Source organism: Sporosarcina sp. QA0331 (assembly GCF_055808055.1).
This window is the reverse complement of record NZ_CM147850.1, coordinates 3,074,118-3,090,126: the sequence shown is the minus strand read 5'-3', so window position 1 is coordinate 3,090,126 and position 16,009 is coordinate 3,074,118. Positions and strand designations below refer to the sequence as shown.

The 16,009-nt window shown below is 46.1% G+C and carries 11 protein-coding genes, 1 rRNA gene and 3 riboswitches; of the genes, 11 read left to right on the top strand and 1 reads right to left on the bottom strand.

Features of this window, described 5'->3' with window-relative positions; all coding sequences use genetic code 11:
• Positions 1-85: 85 nt before the first annotated feature.
• Positions 86-1,228, bottom strand: a complete 1,143-nt coding sequence (locus AC0L13_RS15650; RefSeq protein WP_473647054.1) for a methionine biosynthesis PLP-dependent protein — start codon at positions 1,226-1,228, stop codon at positions 86-88.
• A gap of 71 nt (positions 1,229-1,299) precedes the next feature.
• Positions 1,300-1,406, bottom strand: a riboswitch (SAM riboswitch).
• A 140-nt stretch (positions 1,407-1,546) separates the two neighbouring features.
• On the opposite strand from AC0L13_RS15650, the gene AC0L13_RS15645 reads away from it, so the two are divergent.
• The 11 genes from AC0L13_RS15645 to AC0L13_RS15595 all read left to right on the top strand — a co-directional run bounded on the left by AC0L13_RS15645 (position 1,547) and on the right by AC0L13_RS15595 (position 15,657).
• Positions 1,547-1,882 (top strand): DMT family transporter, encoded by a 336-nt coding sequence (locus AC0L13_RS15645; protein ID WP_473641194.1) that lies wholly within the window; start codon positions 1,547-1,549, stop codon positions 1,880-1,882.
• 1 nt (position 1,883) lies between these two features.
• On the top strand, positions 1,884-2,198 hold the full coding sequence (locus AC0L13_RS15640; protein WP_440500976.1) for a DMT family transporter: 315 nt from the start codon (positions 1,884-1,886) through the stop codon (positions 2,196-2,198).
• A gap of 12 nt (positions 2,199-2,210) precedes the next feature.
• The gene (locus tag AC0L13_RS15635; protein WP_473641191.1) at positions 2,211-3,548 is read left to right on the top strand and encodes an MATE family efflux transporter; all 1,338 of its coding nucleotides are present in this window, start codon (positions 2,211-2,213) and stop codon (positions 3,546-3,548) included.
• A 91-nt stretch (positions 3,549-3,639) separates the two neighbouring features.
• Positions 3,640-5,109, top strand: a complete 1,470-nt coding sequence (locus AC0L13_RS15630; RefSeq protein ID WP_473641189.1) for a nicotinate phosphoribosyltransferase — start codon at positions 3,640-3,642, stop codon at positions 5,107-5,109.
• A gap of 13 nt (positions 5,110-5,122) precedes the next feature.
• Positions 5,123-5,947 (top strand): ammonia-dependent NAD(+) synthetase, encoded by an 825-nt coding sequence (nadE, locus tag AC0L13_RS15625; RefSeq protein ID WP_473641187.1) that lies wholly within the window; start codon positions 5,123-5,125, stop codon positions 5,945-5,947.
• A gap of 221 nt (positions 5,948-6,168) precedes the next feature.
• Positions 6,169-7,119: an AAA family ATPase gene (locus tag AC0L13_RS15620; RefSeq protein WP_473641185.1), complete on the top strand. Its 951-nt coding sequence runs from the start codon at positions 6,169-6,171 to the stop codon at positions 7,117-7,119.
• Positions 7,116-8,321 carry a DUF58 domain-containing protein gene (locus AC0L13_RS15615; protein ID WP_473641183.1) on the top strand — a complete coding sequence of 402 codons (1,206 nt, stop codon included), beginning with the start codon at positions 7,116-7,118 and terminating at the stop codon, positions 8,319-8,321. Before AC0L13_RS15620 ends, AC0L13_RS15615 begins: the two co-directional genes overlap by 4 nt.
• Positions 8,321-10,516: a DUF4129 domain-containing transglutaminase family protein gene (locus AC0L13_RS15610; RefSeq protein ID WP_473641181.1), complete on the top strand. Its 2,196-nt coding sequence runs from the start codon at positions 8,321-8,323 to the stop codon at positions 10,514-10,516. Before AC0L13_RS15615 ends, AC0L13_RS15610 begins: the two co-directional genes overlap by 1 nt.
• Positions 10,517-10,547: 31 nt before the next feature.
• A riboswitch (purine riboswitch) is annotated at positions 10,548-10,649 on the top strand.
• A gap of 107 nt (positions 10,650-10,756) precedes the next feature.
• Entirely contained in the window at positions 10,757-12,100 is a 1,344-nt protein-coding gene (guaA, locus tag AC0L13_RS15605) for a glutamine-hydrolyzing GMP synthase (protein ID WP_473641179.1), read from the top strand.
• Positions 12,101-12,202, top strand: a riboswitch (purine riboswitch).
• Positions 12,203-12,336: 134 nt separating this feature from the next.
• Positions 12,337-13,671: an NCS2 family permease gene (locus AC0L13_RS15600; protein WP_473641177.1), complete on the top strand. Its 1,335-nt coding sequence runs from the start codon at positions 12,337-12,339 to the stop codon at positions 13,669-13,671.
• Between the two features lie 435 nt (positions 13,672-14,106).
• Positions 14,107-15,657 (top strand): 16S ribosomal RNA (locus AC0L13_RS15595).
• Positions 15,658-16,009 lie beyond the last annotated feature (352 nt).

Sequence of the window (16,009 nt, the reverse complement as noted above, 5' to 3'; positions counted from 1 at the left end):
GTTCTTTATATAGTAGAAAAGTTAAACAGCGGCTTTAGCTAAAGCCGCTGTTTTTCACGATCATATTACATACGCGTTTCCTACATTATTTCAGTACTTCATGGAGGTTGGTGCTTCCCACAGCTGCGTTCAATGCTTGTTTCAAGTCAGCAATTAAATCTGTAGCCTCTTCCAATCCGACCGAGAAGCGCAATAGCCGTTTATCGACACCGCGTTTTTCACGCTCTTCTTCAGGAATATCCGCATGGGTTTGCGTCGTCGGATATGTGATCAAGCTTTCGACGCCTCCGAGACTTTCGGCAAATGTGATCAGGCGTAGATTTTGCAAGAACGGATCAACCCAATCACTTTCTCGCAGCCTGAATGAAATCATACCGCCTTTCCCTGCATACAGAACATCATCGATAAGTGGTTCGTTTTCCAAATAAGTGACGAGCTCCTTCGCATTCGCATCATGTTGCTTCATTCGTACATGCAAAGTTTTCAAGCCGCGGATGACAAGCCATGAATCGAATGGAGAAAGAGTCGCGCCCATCGCATTATGATTGTCGCCTAAACGCTTGGATAACTCTTCTCCTTTAGCAACGACGAGTCCTGCAAGCACGTCATTATGGCCGCCGATATATTTCGTTGCGCTATGAATGACAATATCAGCCCCAAGATCAATCGGACGTTGGTAATAAGGCGTCAAAAACGTATTGTCGACGATGACCAGCAAGCTGTGCTTTCTTGCAAGCTCTACATATTGTTCGATATCGATTTCGAGCATGAGCGGGTTTGTCGGCGTTTCGATGAAAATCGCTTTTGTGTTTTCAGTAATCAGCTTTTCGGTTTCCTCGACGTTGTCAAAAGAAGAATAGGAAGTTTGGATATTATACAGAGCCTCATATTGATCAAATAAACGGAAGGTGCCGCCGTATAGGTCGTCGGGAGCGATTAGTTCATCTCCAGATTTGAATAGGGACATGACGAGCTGGATTGCCGCCATGCCCGAGCTACACGCATATCCGCGGTCACCGTTTTCAAGGTTGGCGATGCCTTCTTCAAGAATCGTCCGAGTAGGGTTTTTCGTACGTGTATAGTCAAAGCCAGTGGAAAGCCCTAATCCGTCATGCTTGTACGCTGTCGAAAAATGAAGGGGAGGATTGACCGCTCCCGTTCTTGGATCGCTCTGATTTCCTAGTTGTACCAATTTCGTGTTGATGCTCTGCTTCGTCAAATTGTCCATCTCCTTTGTGTATGAAAAAAAGAGGCCTCTCTGAATAAGAAGAGGGCCTCCAACGATGGTTGAAATCAATCTTCTTATCTTCAAGACGTTCTACGCCTTTTGGAATTAGCACCATACCAAAATCGGGCTGGTTGCTGAGACTTCATCGGGCCAATCCCTCCGTCTCTCGTGATAAGAATCAAAATATAGTATTGTTAGAAAAAAGATTTATCTAAAGTTATCATGCTTCTCACAAGATTGCAAGAAGTTTTGGAAATGAATGTCCATTGCCGTTTGTTATAATGGTGGGTGTTGAATGAATGAGAAGGAGGATTTCCATTGGCTTGGCTTTATGTTTTATTGGCAGCGATCGTTGAGATTTTTTGGGTGATTGGACTTCGTTATTCCGACAATGCACTCGAATGGACGGGAACCGTCATTGCTATCATCATCAGTTTTTACGCAATTATTAAAGCGTGCGAGAAATTGCCGTCAGGGACGGTGTATGCGGTATTTACCGGTTCCGGAGCGGCGGCTATTGTCCTTATAGACTTTCTGTTTTTCCATGCGGAGTTTTCTTTTACAAAGGTGATTTTTATCGCGATTATTATCATAGGAGTGATCGGAATCAAAATGACGACGGTCGAATCCGAAGAGCCGGAAGGGGGCGAATGAGATGGCATGGGTATATTTGGTTTTAGCTAGTTTCGGGGAGATTTTTGGCGTTATGGCCATCAATCTGTATTTGCAGAAAAGATCGTTGCCCCGTCTGCTGCTCATTGTCGGAACGTTTTCGGTCGGATTTTGGTTTTTGTCACTCGCAATGCGCGATATTCCGATGGGGACGGCCTATGCGATTTGGACCGGTCTTGGTGCGGCGGGTGCTGTCCTGATGGGCATTTTGTTTTTCAAGGAAGCGGCCGGATGGAAACGGATTTTATTCCTTTGTTTGATCATCGGAGGAGCGGTAGGGTTGAAAGTATTTGGGTAAAGGGGGAGCGCTATGGCGAAGCAGTATGATTTTACAGAAGGCCCGCTGGCGAAACAGCTGATTTTTTATTCGGCTCCAATCATTTTAACGAATCTACTGCAAGTGTCTTATCAATTTATCGACAGTTTGTGGGTCGGAAATCTAATTGGCGCCAATGCGCTCGGGGCGGTTGCGATTTCAGGCACAGTCGTTTTCACCGTCCTTTCCTTTGTCATCGGACTGAATAACGCGGCACTAACGATTCTGTCTCAGCAAAAGGGCAAAGGAAGCGAGACGGGATTGCGCAATTATTTGAACGCATTCGTCGTTATGCTTGCGATCATGTCCGTAGTGCTGAGCTTTGCGGGTTTCTTTCTGGCGAAGCCGATTTTAGCATTGCTAGGAACACCCGAATCGATGATTGACATGGCTACATCTTATTTGCGTGTTAACTTTTTCGGCATCCTGTTTCTTTTCGGATATAACTTCATCAACACAGTGTTCCGGTCTGTCGGCGATTCGAAGACACCCATCTATTTCGTATTGACTGCCGTCCTTTTGAATACAGTGCTGGATCCGATTTTCATCGCCGTCTTTGGATGGGGCGTCGAAGGGGCAGCAATCGCGACGATCTTGTCTCAAGGGGTCGCATTTGCGACAGGGGCCATTTATTCCGTTCGAAAGAAATTGGTGCCTTTTTCAAAACCGCATTGGCCAGCTAAGAGGGAAGTACTTGATATTTTGAAATTGGGCATACCGGCAGGCTTGCAAATGAGCGTCGTTTCAGCCGGAGTTATGGCCATCATGAGTGTCGTCGCTTCTTTTGGCCCGGCGGTTGTTGCAGGGTACGGGGCGGCTCAACGGCTCGACAGTTTAATCATGTTGCCGGCGCAAGCGATCGGGACGGCTGTAAATAGTATGGCGGGTCAAAATATCGGGGCTGGAAAGTGGGACCGAGTCCATCGAATTGCTTTCATCGGCTTTCTTTATAATGTTGGCATCATGTTCGCCATCGCCGGGCTTATCTTCGCTTTTGCGGGTGTCGGAATCCGCCTTTTCATAAATGATGCAGAAGCTGTCCGTTTTGGAACGGACTATTTGAAGATGATTGCATTATTCTATCCTTTTTTAGGTATCAATTTTGTGTTGAACGGTGCAGTTCGTGCATCCGGGGCAATGTTCCAAGTGCTTGTGCTCAATATTATCTCGTTTTGGATTTTAAGATATCCTGTCACTTACTTCTTGTCGGGCTTCATGGGCGAGAAAGGGATCGCTGTTGGGATCGGCATCAGCTTTGTCATAAGCAGCATCGTCGCATTTCTTTATTACCGGTTCGGAAAGTGGAAGCAAGCTGAAGTTTTTGGGGATTGAATCGATTTATTCGAATGTTAATTCCCGTCGAATTAAGGGTAAATAGTGTATACTGTTACTATCAGAAGAATTCGGAAGAAGGAGTTTTGGCATGAGCTCGAAATATGCAGATGACAGTTTGGCACTACATACAGATCTTTATCAAATTAATATGATGGAATCGTATTGGGCGGATGGAATTCATGAACGGAAAGCGGTATTTGAGCTGTACTTCAGAAATTTGCCATTCGGTAACGGCTATGCGATCTTTGCGGGGCTTGAGCGGATCCTCGACTATTTGAAGGGATTCCATTTCAGCGAAAGTGATTTGATCTATTTGAAGGAAGAGCTTGGCTACCAAGATGACTTCCTAGACTATTTAAAGGATATCCGTTTCACGGGCGATGTTTATTCGATGAAGGAAGGGGAACTTGTATTTGCAAATGAACCGATCCTTCGCGTGGAGTCAACGTTGGCGGAAGCTCAGCTGATCGAGACTGCGCTTCTCAATATCGTCAATTTCCAGACGCTCATCGCAACGAAGGCGAGCCGCATTAAGCAAGTCGTCAAAGATGAAGTCGTCATGGAGTTCGGAAGCCGGCGCGCGCATGAAATGGATGCGGCGGTTTGGGGAGCACGAGCAGCAGTCATTGGAGGGGTAGAGGCGACGAGCAATGTGCGTGCTGGAAAGCGATTTGGCATTCCGGTTGCTGGCACACATGCCCATTCGATGGTTCAAGCGTATAAAAGTGAATACGAAGCTTTCCATTCGTATGCTAAGCGCCATAAGGACTGTGTTTTCCTCGTCGATACGTACAATACGCTGAAAATAGGTGTTCCGACGGCAATCCAAGTAGCGAAGGAGCTCGGTGACAAAATCAATTTCATTGGCATCCGCCTCGATAGCGGCGATATCGCGTTCCTGTCGAAGGAAGCGCGGAAAATGCTGGATGCAGCAGGATTCCACGATGCGAAAATCGTTGTCTCAAATGATTTGGACGAGTACACGATCTTGAATTTGAAAGCACAAGGGGCGAAGGTTGATTCATGGGGAATCGGCACGAAGCTAATCACCGCTTACGATCAACCGGCTCTTGGCGCAGTCTATAAAATCGTTGCCATCGAAAACGAAAAAGGTGAAATGGAAGATACGATCAAAATTTCATCAAATGTTGAGAAAGTGACAACGCCTGGCCAGAAGAAGCTTTATCGCATCATTGATCGGGAGAACGGAAAGGCGGAAGGCGACTACATTACGATGCAGGATGAAGATCCGACAGTTGAAAAAAGGATTAAAATGTTTCATCCTGTGCATACGTTCATTTCCAAATTCGTAACGAATTTTGATGCAGTGAATTTGCATACGAAAGTTATCGAAGGTGGAAACGTGATTTATAAAAACCCCACATTGAATGAAATGCGCCAGTTCGCCCACGATAATTTGGATTTACTATGGGATGAATACAAACGTTCTTTGAATCCAGAAGAATATCCGGTCGACTTGAGCCAAAAATGTTGGGACAATAAAATGCGCAATATCCGTGACGTGCAGGACATGGTGGATGAGTTTTCAATGAGATGAGGAGGTGCGGACAATGACGTTTCAAGAACAGGTCATAGCGGAGCTGAAAAGCATGCCGTCAATTGACCCCCAAGAAGAAATCCGCAAATCGATTGATTTCATGAAGGACTATGCAGTGAAAAATACATTTGTGAACGGCTTTGTTCTCGGCATTTCTGGCGGGCAAGATTCTTCGCTCGTCGGAAGGCTTGCGCAGATCGCCGTTGATGAATTGAATGAAGAGAACGATACGGATCGTTATAAGTTTATCGCCGTCAGATTACCGTACGGGAAGCAATTTGATGAAAATGATGCGCAGGATGCCCTTGATTTCATCAAGCCATCCATGCTCTATACGGTTGATATTAAAGAGGCGGTCGATGCAAGTGAAAGAGCATTGAAGAAAGCGGGAATTATCATTTCCGATTATACGAAAGGGAATGAGAAAGCCCGTGAGCGTATGAAAGTCCAATATTCGATCGCAGCTTCGCATAGCTGTGTCGTTCTCGGAACCGACCATGCGGCAGAGGCAGTGACAGGTTTCTACACGAAATTCGGTGACGGCGCAGCCGACCTCATGCCAATCTATCGTTTGAATAAGAGGCAAGGCCGCCAGCTTATGAAAGTGCTCGGAGCCCCGGTGCATTTGTATGAAAAAGTGCCGACCGCAGATCTCGAAGACGACAAGCCGGCATTGCCTGACGAAGTTGCACTTGGTGTCACGTATGAGGAGATCGATGACTTCCTCGAAGGGAAGCCGGTTTTGGACAAAGCTCTTGAAACGATTGAAAAGCATTATAAACGGTCGGAGCATAAGCGTCATATGCCGATTACGATATTCGATGATTTTTGGAAATGAATTTCAATAGTTCGCGAAATATACAGATGAAGGAATGCATGAAGCTTTCCTTCATCTGTTTTTATGCGTATTTTTGTCATATCTTGTCTTATAGTGTTTTCAATAGGTTGTAGCCGGTTCGTTATTACGGTATTATAAAGTTACATTTTGTAAATTTTCGGACATGTTTTTGCTAAATTTTGGGCAAGTTATAGAGAGAAGCTGGAATGGGAGGAAGAAGAATGACATATGCACAAGTGATCGACAAAGTTCTTGCGAATATAGATAAGGTAATGATCGGCAAGCGGGATATTGCAGAGTTAAGCGTAACCGCCTTGCTTGCAGGCGGACATGTCCTGTTGGAGGATGTGCCGGGAGTAGGAAAGACGATGATGGTAAAGGCGCTTGCAAAATCGATCGGCGCCTCTTTTAAACGTATACAGTTCACACCGGATTTATTGCCATCTGATGTTCTTGGCGTCTCGATCTACAATCCAAGGGAAATGGAATTTGAATTCAGACCGGGACCGATTGTCGGAAACATCGTTCTAGCTGATGAAATCAATCGGACGTCTCCAAAGACGCAAGCCGCGTTACTCGAAAGCATGGAGGAATCGTCCGTGACGGTGGATGGGGAAACGATCCGAATCCCTCAGCCGTTTTTCGTCATGGCGACCCAGAACCCGATTGAATATGAAGGGACGTATCCGTTGCCAGAAGCTCAATTGGACCGGTTCCTCTTCAAATTGAAAATGGGTTATCCAAAAAGGGGTGAAGAGATTGAAGTTCTATCCCGAGCAGAAAAATCGGTACCGATCGAACAGTTGGAAACGGTCTTATCGATTCATGAATTGGCGGAGCTCCAACAAGCGGTGAAGGAAGTGAATGTCGATCATACAATCAAAACATATATTGTCGATTGTGCATCGGAAACCCGCAACAATGCGCATGTCTACCTCGGAGTGAGTCCGCGTGGATCGCTCGCGCTCATGAAATCATGCCAAGCGTATGCACTCATTAAAGGAAGAACGTATGTAACGCCTGACGATGTGAAATATTTGGCTCCATTTGTATTTGGCCATCGGATGATCCTTCGTTCGGAAGCGAAGTACGAAGGGATTACTGCAAATGAAATTGTCGAACGGATCCTTACAAGGGTAAGTGTGCCTATCGACCGGGTTGGATCGAAATGAGTAAAGGGAAAAGATTGCTATCGATGACTGGCCGCTTCGTTTTCATCGTCGGCCTTTTCTTTTCCGTCTATGTCTTTGCAATGTTCCAAGGCGGTAAAGTGAGTTGGACGATTTTCTATATGCTTACTCCTTTCCTCTTGTATTCAATCGTTCTATTTGTCTATCCGATGAATAATATAAAAGCTGAACGGCTTATCCGGACAAAAACGATCGAGAGTGGAGGGAAGCTCGCCGTTACAGTTAAACTTACGCGGACGGTCCCTTTCCCTTTATTATATACAGTCGCGATTGAAAAATGGGCGGACCCTGCTATGGAGTTGAAAACGAAAAAACTTTCAAAACATATTTTCCTATTCGGGTTTAAAAAAAGCGTGGAATTTTCTTATGAAATCGATAAGCTTCCGAGAGGGGAGCATATTGTGGAGGGCGTTGAAATAGAAGTTTCCGACTTTTTTGGTTGGATTCAAAAACGTGCATTTCTGGAATTGAAAGATGTTATTCTTGTTTATCCAAATACGACGTCGATCAAATACGTACCGATCAACGCTCAATACGACCGTGGATCACTCGTCTCCCCGTTCTCGCTCGTGAAAGATACGACGATGGCGACAGGAGTAAGGGATTACCAGGCTGGTGACCGAGTCACTTGGATCCATTGGAAGTCTTTCGCCCGGACGCAAAATCTGATGACGAAGGAATTTGAAGATCGGCAATCGGAGGATATTATTGTCCTGCTAGACGGAAGGGAATCAAACCTTTTCGAAGAGCAGGTGGAGCTTGCGGCCTCCATTGTCGAAGAGGCGACAAACCATCAGGCGAATATCGCTTTCGCTTCCGTAGGTGCAGAGACGGTTACGTTTCCGTTCATCCATTCATCAGACCAGCTGCATGATGTTTTTGTACATTTAGCTAAAGTTAGGCCAGCCGCTGCAGGAGACGTACAGCCGCTTTCATCTACACTAGAAGCATCTGCCGGCAGTGTAGTTATTGTGACAAGCAATCCTGATTGGCCGTTCCTCCAATCAATGATGAGTTTCGTGAAAAATACAAGATCGGTCATCTGTTTCGTACTCGTCGACCCGGAAGTTGCATTGCCGACGCAATTTCAAGAGCAAATTAGATACGCCAAGGCGAAAGGGATAACAATTCATGCCCTTAGCAGAAAGCAGTTTTCAGAGGCATTTAAGGAGGTGGCTAGTTAATGAATGAAGGAAGAACGGATATGCGTTTCCTTATACTTATGTATGTGCTGGCTTTCATCCTGCTCTGGGAATGGCTATTGCCTGTCATTGAATTGACCGATACGGAATATATAGCGGTCTTCCTTTATTTCATCGCCATCTCCTTCCTGTTTGGGTTACTTAAAATGAGATGGTGGCTATCCGTTCCGTTGAAGATCATCTATCTATTTTGGTCCCTTCACTATGTGTTTTTCGAAACTGCCATTCTATCGCGAGAAACGGTCGCAATGCTTACGAATGATCTGGTATCGAATGTCGGCATAATTGCCGCGTGGAATTGGGAGGGCATTACGAATCCGTTCCGGACGGTCCTCTTTTTTGTCCTCTTATGGATGACGATTTATTTGATACGCCATTGGATCGAAGTGCGGAAAAGCATCCTCCTCTTCTACGCAATGACAGTCATTTTCATAGCCGTTTTAGATACATTCAGCTCCTATTCGGCCGATGGGGCGATTTTTAGGATTATGGTATCGGGGCTTCTATTGATTGGATTGCTGACGATCTCCCGCATTTCCGACAGACATGGACGGAAAATGAACACGGGTATGTTCGCCACTTTCTCCCTTCCTTTATTGTTCGCGGTTATATGCAGCAGCGCATTTGCGAGCTTCATGCCGGATCGGGGTCCGGTCTGGGCCGACCCTGTCCCTTTCTTGAAATCGCTCGTCCAAGGTGAAGGGATCGGCAGTGGCAGCGTCGTCTCGAAAAGCGGATATGATACGGACGATTCAAGGTTAGGAGGCGCTTTTTCGCAAGACAATACGGTCGTTTTCAAAGCAACCGTTCCTAAGAAGCAATACTGGAAAATTGAAACGAAAAATACGTACACGTCAAAAGGTTGGGAACAGCAATCCGTCGATACGATGCCCGTTAACATTGTCCCGGGTTCATTGCTTGCCTATGACGGTGCAGATAGTTTGCTTGAAGGAAGCGATTTTCTTCGCGCTGAGATCAATATGAATGAACAACTGCCATATCTTGTCTATCCATATGGCACGTCCAAAATCCATACGAGGACAGACGTCGTCTTGCAAAATCGGCAAGATACGGGCCAATTTTGGGTGATGAAAGACGGAGAAGACACTGAGCTTGATTCATTCGGAATTGACCTGGTTGAGAAAAAATACAGCTTGAAGGCACTGCGCGAGACTTCGATGGATGACTATGCACTGGAATCCGAGGATTTCACTGAATTCTTGCAGCTGCCTGAGGAATTGCCAGACCGTGTCCGCGAATTGGCGCTCGATGTTACAGGGAAAGAGGAAAGCGTGTACGAAAAAGCGAAGTCGATCGAACGCTACTTCGCTAGAAACGGTTTCATGTATGATCAGCAGAACGTGGCTGTGCCAAAAGGAAATGAAGATTACGTCGATCAATTCCTGTTCGATACGAAACGCGGATATTGTGATAACTTTTCAACGTCCATGGTTGTCATGCTGCGTGCATCCGATATTCCTGCACGTTGGGTAAAAGGATTCGCTCCGGGTGAAGGAAAAACGAACTCAAGAGGCAAGATTGAATATACAGTGACGAATAATGAAGCGCATTCCTGGGTAGAAGCTTATATTCCAGGGTTCGGCTGGATGCCTTTCGAGCCGACTATCGGGTTTTCGAATATGACAGGCATCGAATATGACTTGGAAATGGATGTAAGTGATCCTGAAGTACCGGAAATGGAAGAGCGTGAGAGGCCTGAAGTCGACCGGGCCGAAAATCCGGTAGTGAAAGATGAAGATGATAGCTTCGTTGCTTTATTCGAGAAGACGAACAAGTTCTTGCGTGAAAATGCGTGGGTTGGAATTCTCGGGATTGCCATCGTTCTCTTTATTGCATGGAAAGTTTATCAGCATCGCGGGAAATGGATCCCTAAGCTTTTGATCAACGCGTATCGTAAAAAGAAAGCGGATTGGGATATGTACACGAAACAATATAAAAGTCTATTGAAGCAGTTGGATCGCTTCGGTTTTAAACGGACGGATAGCATGACATTGTCCGAGTATGCGAAATCGGTGGATTCGCACTTCGGCGGCCGCAGAATGGGACAGCTCACGGAAGCTTATGAACGAGGCCTTTATGGTGGATATACAAACCATGATGATTGGGCAAGTTTGCAGGAAATATGGGAAGATTTAATCAATAGGGCTACCTGTTGATTTTTGATCGCCGGAAGCGTAAGATTGAAAAAAAGAACAACCGATATGCCCTCATATAGGTCCGATAATATGGTTCGGATGTTTCTACCAGGCCACCGTGAATGGCCTGTCTATGAAGGCAGGACAGCCATGTCTGTTTCTGCCTGTAGTAGACTGTTGAGACGCGTGGAAAGAAGGACTTTCTGACGCGTCTTTACTGATTTATGAGGCTTCGGAAACTAATTGGAAGAGGTGGATCAATTGTCGACGGCTCCTTTATTGATCGAACAGGAAAAAATTGTTGTTCTGGATTTCGGTGGTGCATATAACCAACTAATCACACGCACGATCCGTGAGTTGGGGGTTTACAGTGAATTGCATCCTCATACCGTTACAGCTGAGGAAATTAAAAATATGCAGGCTGTTGGAATTATTCTTTCTGGCGGATCTAAAGATGCTGGGCTTAGTATCAATTCTGAAGTGTTCAATTTAGGCATCCCTGTACTTGAGATAGGCTCAAACGGCAAATCAATTGCGTTTGTAGAAGAAGAAAAATATCCATATAACGAGCAATCACATCCAGAAGTCGGACAACCAGCGGATGTAAAAGAAATGCTGCGTCATTTTGCTTTTGAAATTTGCAAAGCAAAAGACAGCTGGACGATGAAAAGCTTTATCGATATCGAAGTCGAAAAGATCCGTTCTCAAGTAGGCGACCGTAAAGTCCTTTGCGCACTTAGCGGCGGCGTCGATTCATCGGTTGTAGCGACATTGATCCACCGCGCGATCGGCGATCAGCTCACTTGCATTTTTGTTGACCACGGTCTTCTTCGAAAAGGTGAAGTGGAAAGTGTTGTTGACACATTCAGCAATAAATTCCACATGAACTTCATTAAAGTAGATGCTCGCAAACGCTTCTTGGACAAGCTGAAAGGCGTCACTGATCCTGAACAAAAACGGAAAGTGATCGGTAACGAATTCATTTACGTATTCGACGAGGAATCTGCGAAGCTAGAAGGAATCGACTTCCTTGCGCAAGGTACAATTTACGCAGACATTATCGAAAGCGGAACAGCAACAAATGAAGTGATCAAATCCCATCATAACGTCGGCGGATTGCCGGAAGATATGGAGTTTGAATTGATCGAGCCGTTGAAAGCATTATTCAAAGACGAAGTACGTGCGGTAGGAGCAGAGCTTGGCTTGCCTGCAGACATCGTGCATCGCCAGCCATTCCCAGGTCCTGGCCTTGGCGTTCGGGTGCTTGGGGAAATCACGGAAGAGAAACTTGATATCGTCCGTGAAGCCGACTGGATTCTCCGTGAAGAGATAGCGAAAGCTGGACTAGATCGGGAAATCTGGCAATACTTCGCAATCTTGCCGGACATCCGCAGCGTTGGAGTAAGGAATGAAAAACGTTCTTACGACTATGCAGTCGGTTTGCGTGCAGTACATTCCGTAGATGGTATGACAGCGGATTGGGCGCGTATCCCTTGGGACGTCCTTGAGAAAATCAGCACACGCATCACATCGGAAGTCGATCACGTAAACCGTGTCGTCTACGATATTACTGCAAAACCACCAGGCACAATCGAGTGGGAATAAATAAAAATTGAATAACTGCATCGTATATCTTTGGGGATATGGCCCAAAAGTCTCTACCAGAACGCCGTAAATGTTCTGACTACGATGATTGAATTAAAGCGAAAATCGTTTTAATTTGGTTGTCATGGGGAAGTATGCGAGTAAGTATCGTATACTTCCTTTTTTTGTCGTTAAAATGGATTTTCGAACTGTTCGAGGATCACCATTATTTTAAAATACATAAAAGGACGGTTATCATGAAGAAATATTTTGAGTTTGACAAGCTTGGAACAAATTATCGGAGAGAGATCATCGGGGGACTTACGACTTTCCTTGCGATGGCATATATATTGGCAGTCAATCCGATCATGCTTTCATTGGAAGGAGTGCCTGATCTGCCCGATGCTATGCGCATGGATAAAGGCGCTGTTTTCGTTGCCACTGCATTAGCAGCGGCGGTAGGATCACTTTTCATGGGGGTGATTGCTAGATATCCTATCGGTTTGGCTCCAGGTATGGGGCTGAATGCATTCTTCGCGTTCACGGTCGTGCTTACTTATGGAATCCCATGGCAGACTGCATTGACAGGCGTATTATTCTCTGGACTTATCTTTATTATTCTTTCAATATCTGGATTGCGTGAACTGATTATCAATGCGATACCTGCACAATTGAAATATGCGGTCGGCGCGGGGATAGGCCTTTTCATTACTTTCCTCGGATTTCAAAATGCGAATATTATCGTTGCTGATCCGAACACGCTCGTGGCGCTTGGAGATTTGACAGCGGGACCAACATTGCTTGCGATCTTCGGGTTAGTGATTACGGTCATCATGATGGTACGGCAAATTAAAGGTGCCATTTTTTATGGAATGATAATAACGACAATCGTTGGGATGATTGTCAGCCTAATTGAAATTCCGACGAAAGTGGTCGACAAAGTGCCATCCGTCGCTCCGACGTTCGGTGCAGCGTTTGAAGCGATCTTCAATGACCCGGCATCTTTGATGACAACACAATTTCTTGTCATTGTTATTACATTCTTGTTCGTCGACTTTTTTGATACTGCAGGGACGTTGGTTGCTGTAGCGACACAAGCAGGATTAATGAAGGATGAAAAATTGCCACGTGCCGGTAAAGCATTGCTTGCGGATTCAATGGCGACAGTGACAGGATCGATTTTTGGAACATCAACAACAACTTCCTTTGTTGAATCGACAGCAGGTGTAGCAGCCGGTGCCAGAACAGGATTTGCTTCTATTGTAACGGGAACACTTTTCCTATTGGCTATGTTCTTCTCACCATTATTGTTTGTCATCACGCCTGAAGTGACAGCACCAGCACTTATCATTGTCGGTGTGCTAATGGTATCGGCATTGGGGAATATCGAATGGACGAAGTTCGAAGTCGCGGTGCCGGCATTCTTCACGATCATCATGATGCCGCTGACATATAGCATCGCAACCGGTATCGCAATCGGATTCATCTTCTACCCGATTACAATGCTGCTGAGTGGAAGAAGAAAAGAAATCCATCCGATCATGTACGGATTATTCATCTTATTCATTTTGTATTTTATCTTTATTAAATAAAGTAGAGTTCTAAAAAAAAGCAAATGCATAACAAATGGAACGGTTCCTATGTGGCCGTTCTTTTTTTGTTGGGATTCTTTATATGTACTCAGATACTATTAACTGAATAGGGATATGTTTTTTTGAAATACAAGGTTCGAGTAATTGTACTGATATGACAGGCTTTTATAAGAAGAAAACGAATGAAGTGAAAATTATCCCCTAAAACTGTTGACACTTTATTATTCGTTTGGTATAGTAATAAAGCAGTCGAGAGAACGACATAAAACGACAGCTTAAGACAGTAAATATGAACCTTGAAAACTGAACAGCAAAACGTCAACAAATAAAGTCTCGTAGCCGACCCCGTCGGTGAAAAGACAAAACGAATCTTTGGATTCGAAATTGACATCTTAAATGATGCCAGCAAGAAACTCGAGCTACTCGAATTTCTCTATTATGGAGAGTTTGATCCTGGCTCAGGACGAACGCTGGCGGCGTGCCTAATACATGCAAGTCGAGCGGATTGAAGGGAGCTTGCTCCTGATATTAGCGGCGGACGGGTGAGTAACACGTGGGCAACCTGCCCTGCAGATGGGGATAACTCCGGGAAACCGGGGCTAATACCGAATAATCGGTTCTTCCACATGGAAGAACTCTGAAAGACGGTTTCGGCTGTCACTGCAGGATGGGCCCGCGGCGCATTAGCTAGTTGGTGGGGTAACGGCCTACCAAGGCGACGATGCGTAGCCGACCTGAGAGGGTGATCGGCCACACTGGGACTGAGACACGGCCCAGACTCCTACGGGAGGCAGCAGTAGGGAATCTTCCACAATGGACGAAAGTCTGATGGAGCAACGCCGCGTGAGCGAAGAAGGTTTTCGGATCGTAAAGCTCTGTTGCGAGGGAAGAACAAGTACGGGAGTAACTGCCCGTACCTTGACGGTACCTCGTCAGAAAGCCACGGCTAACTACGTGCCAGCAGCCGCGGTAATACGTAGGTGGCAAGCGTTGTCCGGAATTATTGGGCGTAAAGCGCGCGCAGGCGGTCCTTTAAGTCTGATGTGAAAGCCCACGGCTCAACCGTGGAGGGTCATTGGAAACTGGAGGACTTGAGTACAGAAGAGGAAAGCGGAATTCCACGTGTAGCGGTGAAATGCGTAGAGATGTGGAGGAACACCAGTGGCGAAGGCGGCTTTCTGGTCTGTAACTGACGCTGAGGCGCGAAAGCGTGGGGAGCAAACAGGATTAGATACCCTGGTAGTCCACGCCGTAAACGATGAGTGCTAAGTGTTAGGGGGTTTCCGCCCCTTAGTGCTGCAGCTAACGCATTAAGCACTCCGCCTGGGGAGTACGGCCGCAAGGCTGAAACTCAAAGGAATTGACGGGGACCCGCACAAGCGGTGGAGCATGTGGTTTAATTCGAAGCAACGCGAAGAACCTTACCAGGTCTTGACATCCCGCTGACCGGCATGGAGACATGCCTTTCCCTTCGGGGACAGCGGTGACAGGTGGTGCATGGTTGTCGTCAGCTCGTGTCGTGAGATGTTGGGTTAAGTCCCGCAACGAGCGCAACCCTTGATCTTAGTTGCCAGCATTCAGTTGGGCACTCTAAGGTGACTGCCGGTGACAAACCGGAGGAAGGTGGGGATGACGTCAAATCATCATGCCCCTTATGACCTGGGCTACACACGTGCTACAATGGACGGTACAAAGGGCTGCGAACCCGCGAGGGGGAGCCAATCCCATAAAACCGTTCCCAGTTCGGATTGCAGGCTGCAACTCGCCTGCATGAAGCCGGAATCGCTAGTAATCGTGGATCAGCATGCCACGGTGAATACGTTCCCGGGTCTTGTACACACCGCCCGTCACACCACGAGAGTTTGTAACACCCGAAGTCGGTGGGGTAACCCTTACGGGAGCCAGCCGCCGAAGGTGGGACAGATGATTGGGGTGAAGTCGTAACAAGGTAGCCGTATCGGAAGGTGCGGCTGGATCACCTCCTTTCTAAGGATAATTACGGAATATGAACCTCCGGTTCATACGTTGACGTTTTGCGTTCAGTTTTGAAGGTTCATCTTTTGATGATCTTTCAAAACCTTGTTCTTTGAAAACTGGATAAAACGACATTGAAGCAACAAAACATCAAGTAATCAACCGAGTCGATCACTTTTGTGATTGAACAATACTTTTTTAACGATTATTAAATGTATATCGCTATACATTTGTAATCACCCGAGGGTTTCAAGACGCAAGCAGTGCTAGGAAGCGATGGAGAGAGGGAAGGAGCGTACTTCAGTACGTGACTGACTGATCGACTGAGCTGACAACGCAATGCGCAGCGGATTGAAAGCCGTAT

Excerpts from the sequence above, each read along its gene's own strand:
- AC0L13_RS15600 (WP_473641177.1), top strand. The coding sequence starts at position 12,337 with ATGAAGAAATATTTTGAGTTTGACAAGCTTGGAACAAATTATCGGAGA.
- AC0L13_RS15620 (WP_473641185.1), top strand. The coding sequence starts at position 6,169 with ATGACATATGCACAAGTGATCGACAAAGTTCTTGCGAATATAGATAAG.
- AC0L13_RS15640 (WP_440500976.1), top strand. The coding sequence starts at position 1,884 with ATGGCATGGGTATATTTGGTTTTAGCTAGTTTCGGGGAGATTTTTGGC.
- AC0L13_RS15650 (WP_473647054.1), bottom strand. The coding sequence starts at position 1,228 with ATGGACAATTTGACGAAGCAGAGCATCAACACGAAATTGGTACAACTA.
- AC0L13_RS15635 (WP_473641191.1), top strand. The coding sequence starts at position 2,211 with ATGGCGAAGCAGTATGATTTTACAGAAGGCCCGCTGGCGAAACAGCTG.
- AC0L13_RS15630 (WP_473641189.1), top strand. The coding sequence starts at position 3,640 with ATGAGCTCGAAATATGCAGATGACAGTTTGGCACTACATACAGATCTT.
- AC0L13_RS15610 (WP_473641181.1), top strand. The coding sequence starts at position 8,321 with ATGAATGAAGGAAGAACGGATATGCGTTTCCTTATACTTATGTATGTG.
- nadE (WP_473641187.1), top strand. The coding sequence starts at position 5,123 with ATGACGTTTCAAGAACAGGTCATAGCGGAGCTGAAAAGCATGCCGTCA.
- AC0L13_RS15615 (WP_473641183.1), top strand. The coding sequence starts at position 7,116 with ATGAGTAAAGGGAAAAGATTGCTATCGATGACTGGCCGCTTCGTTTTC.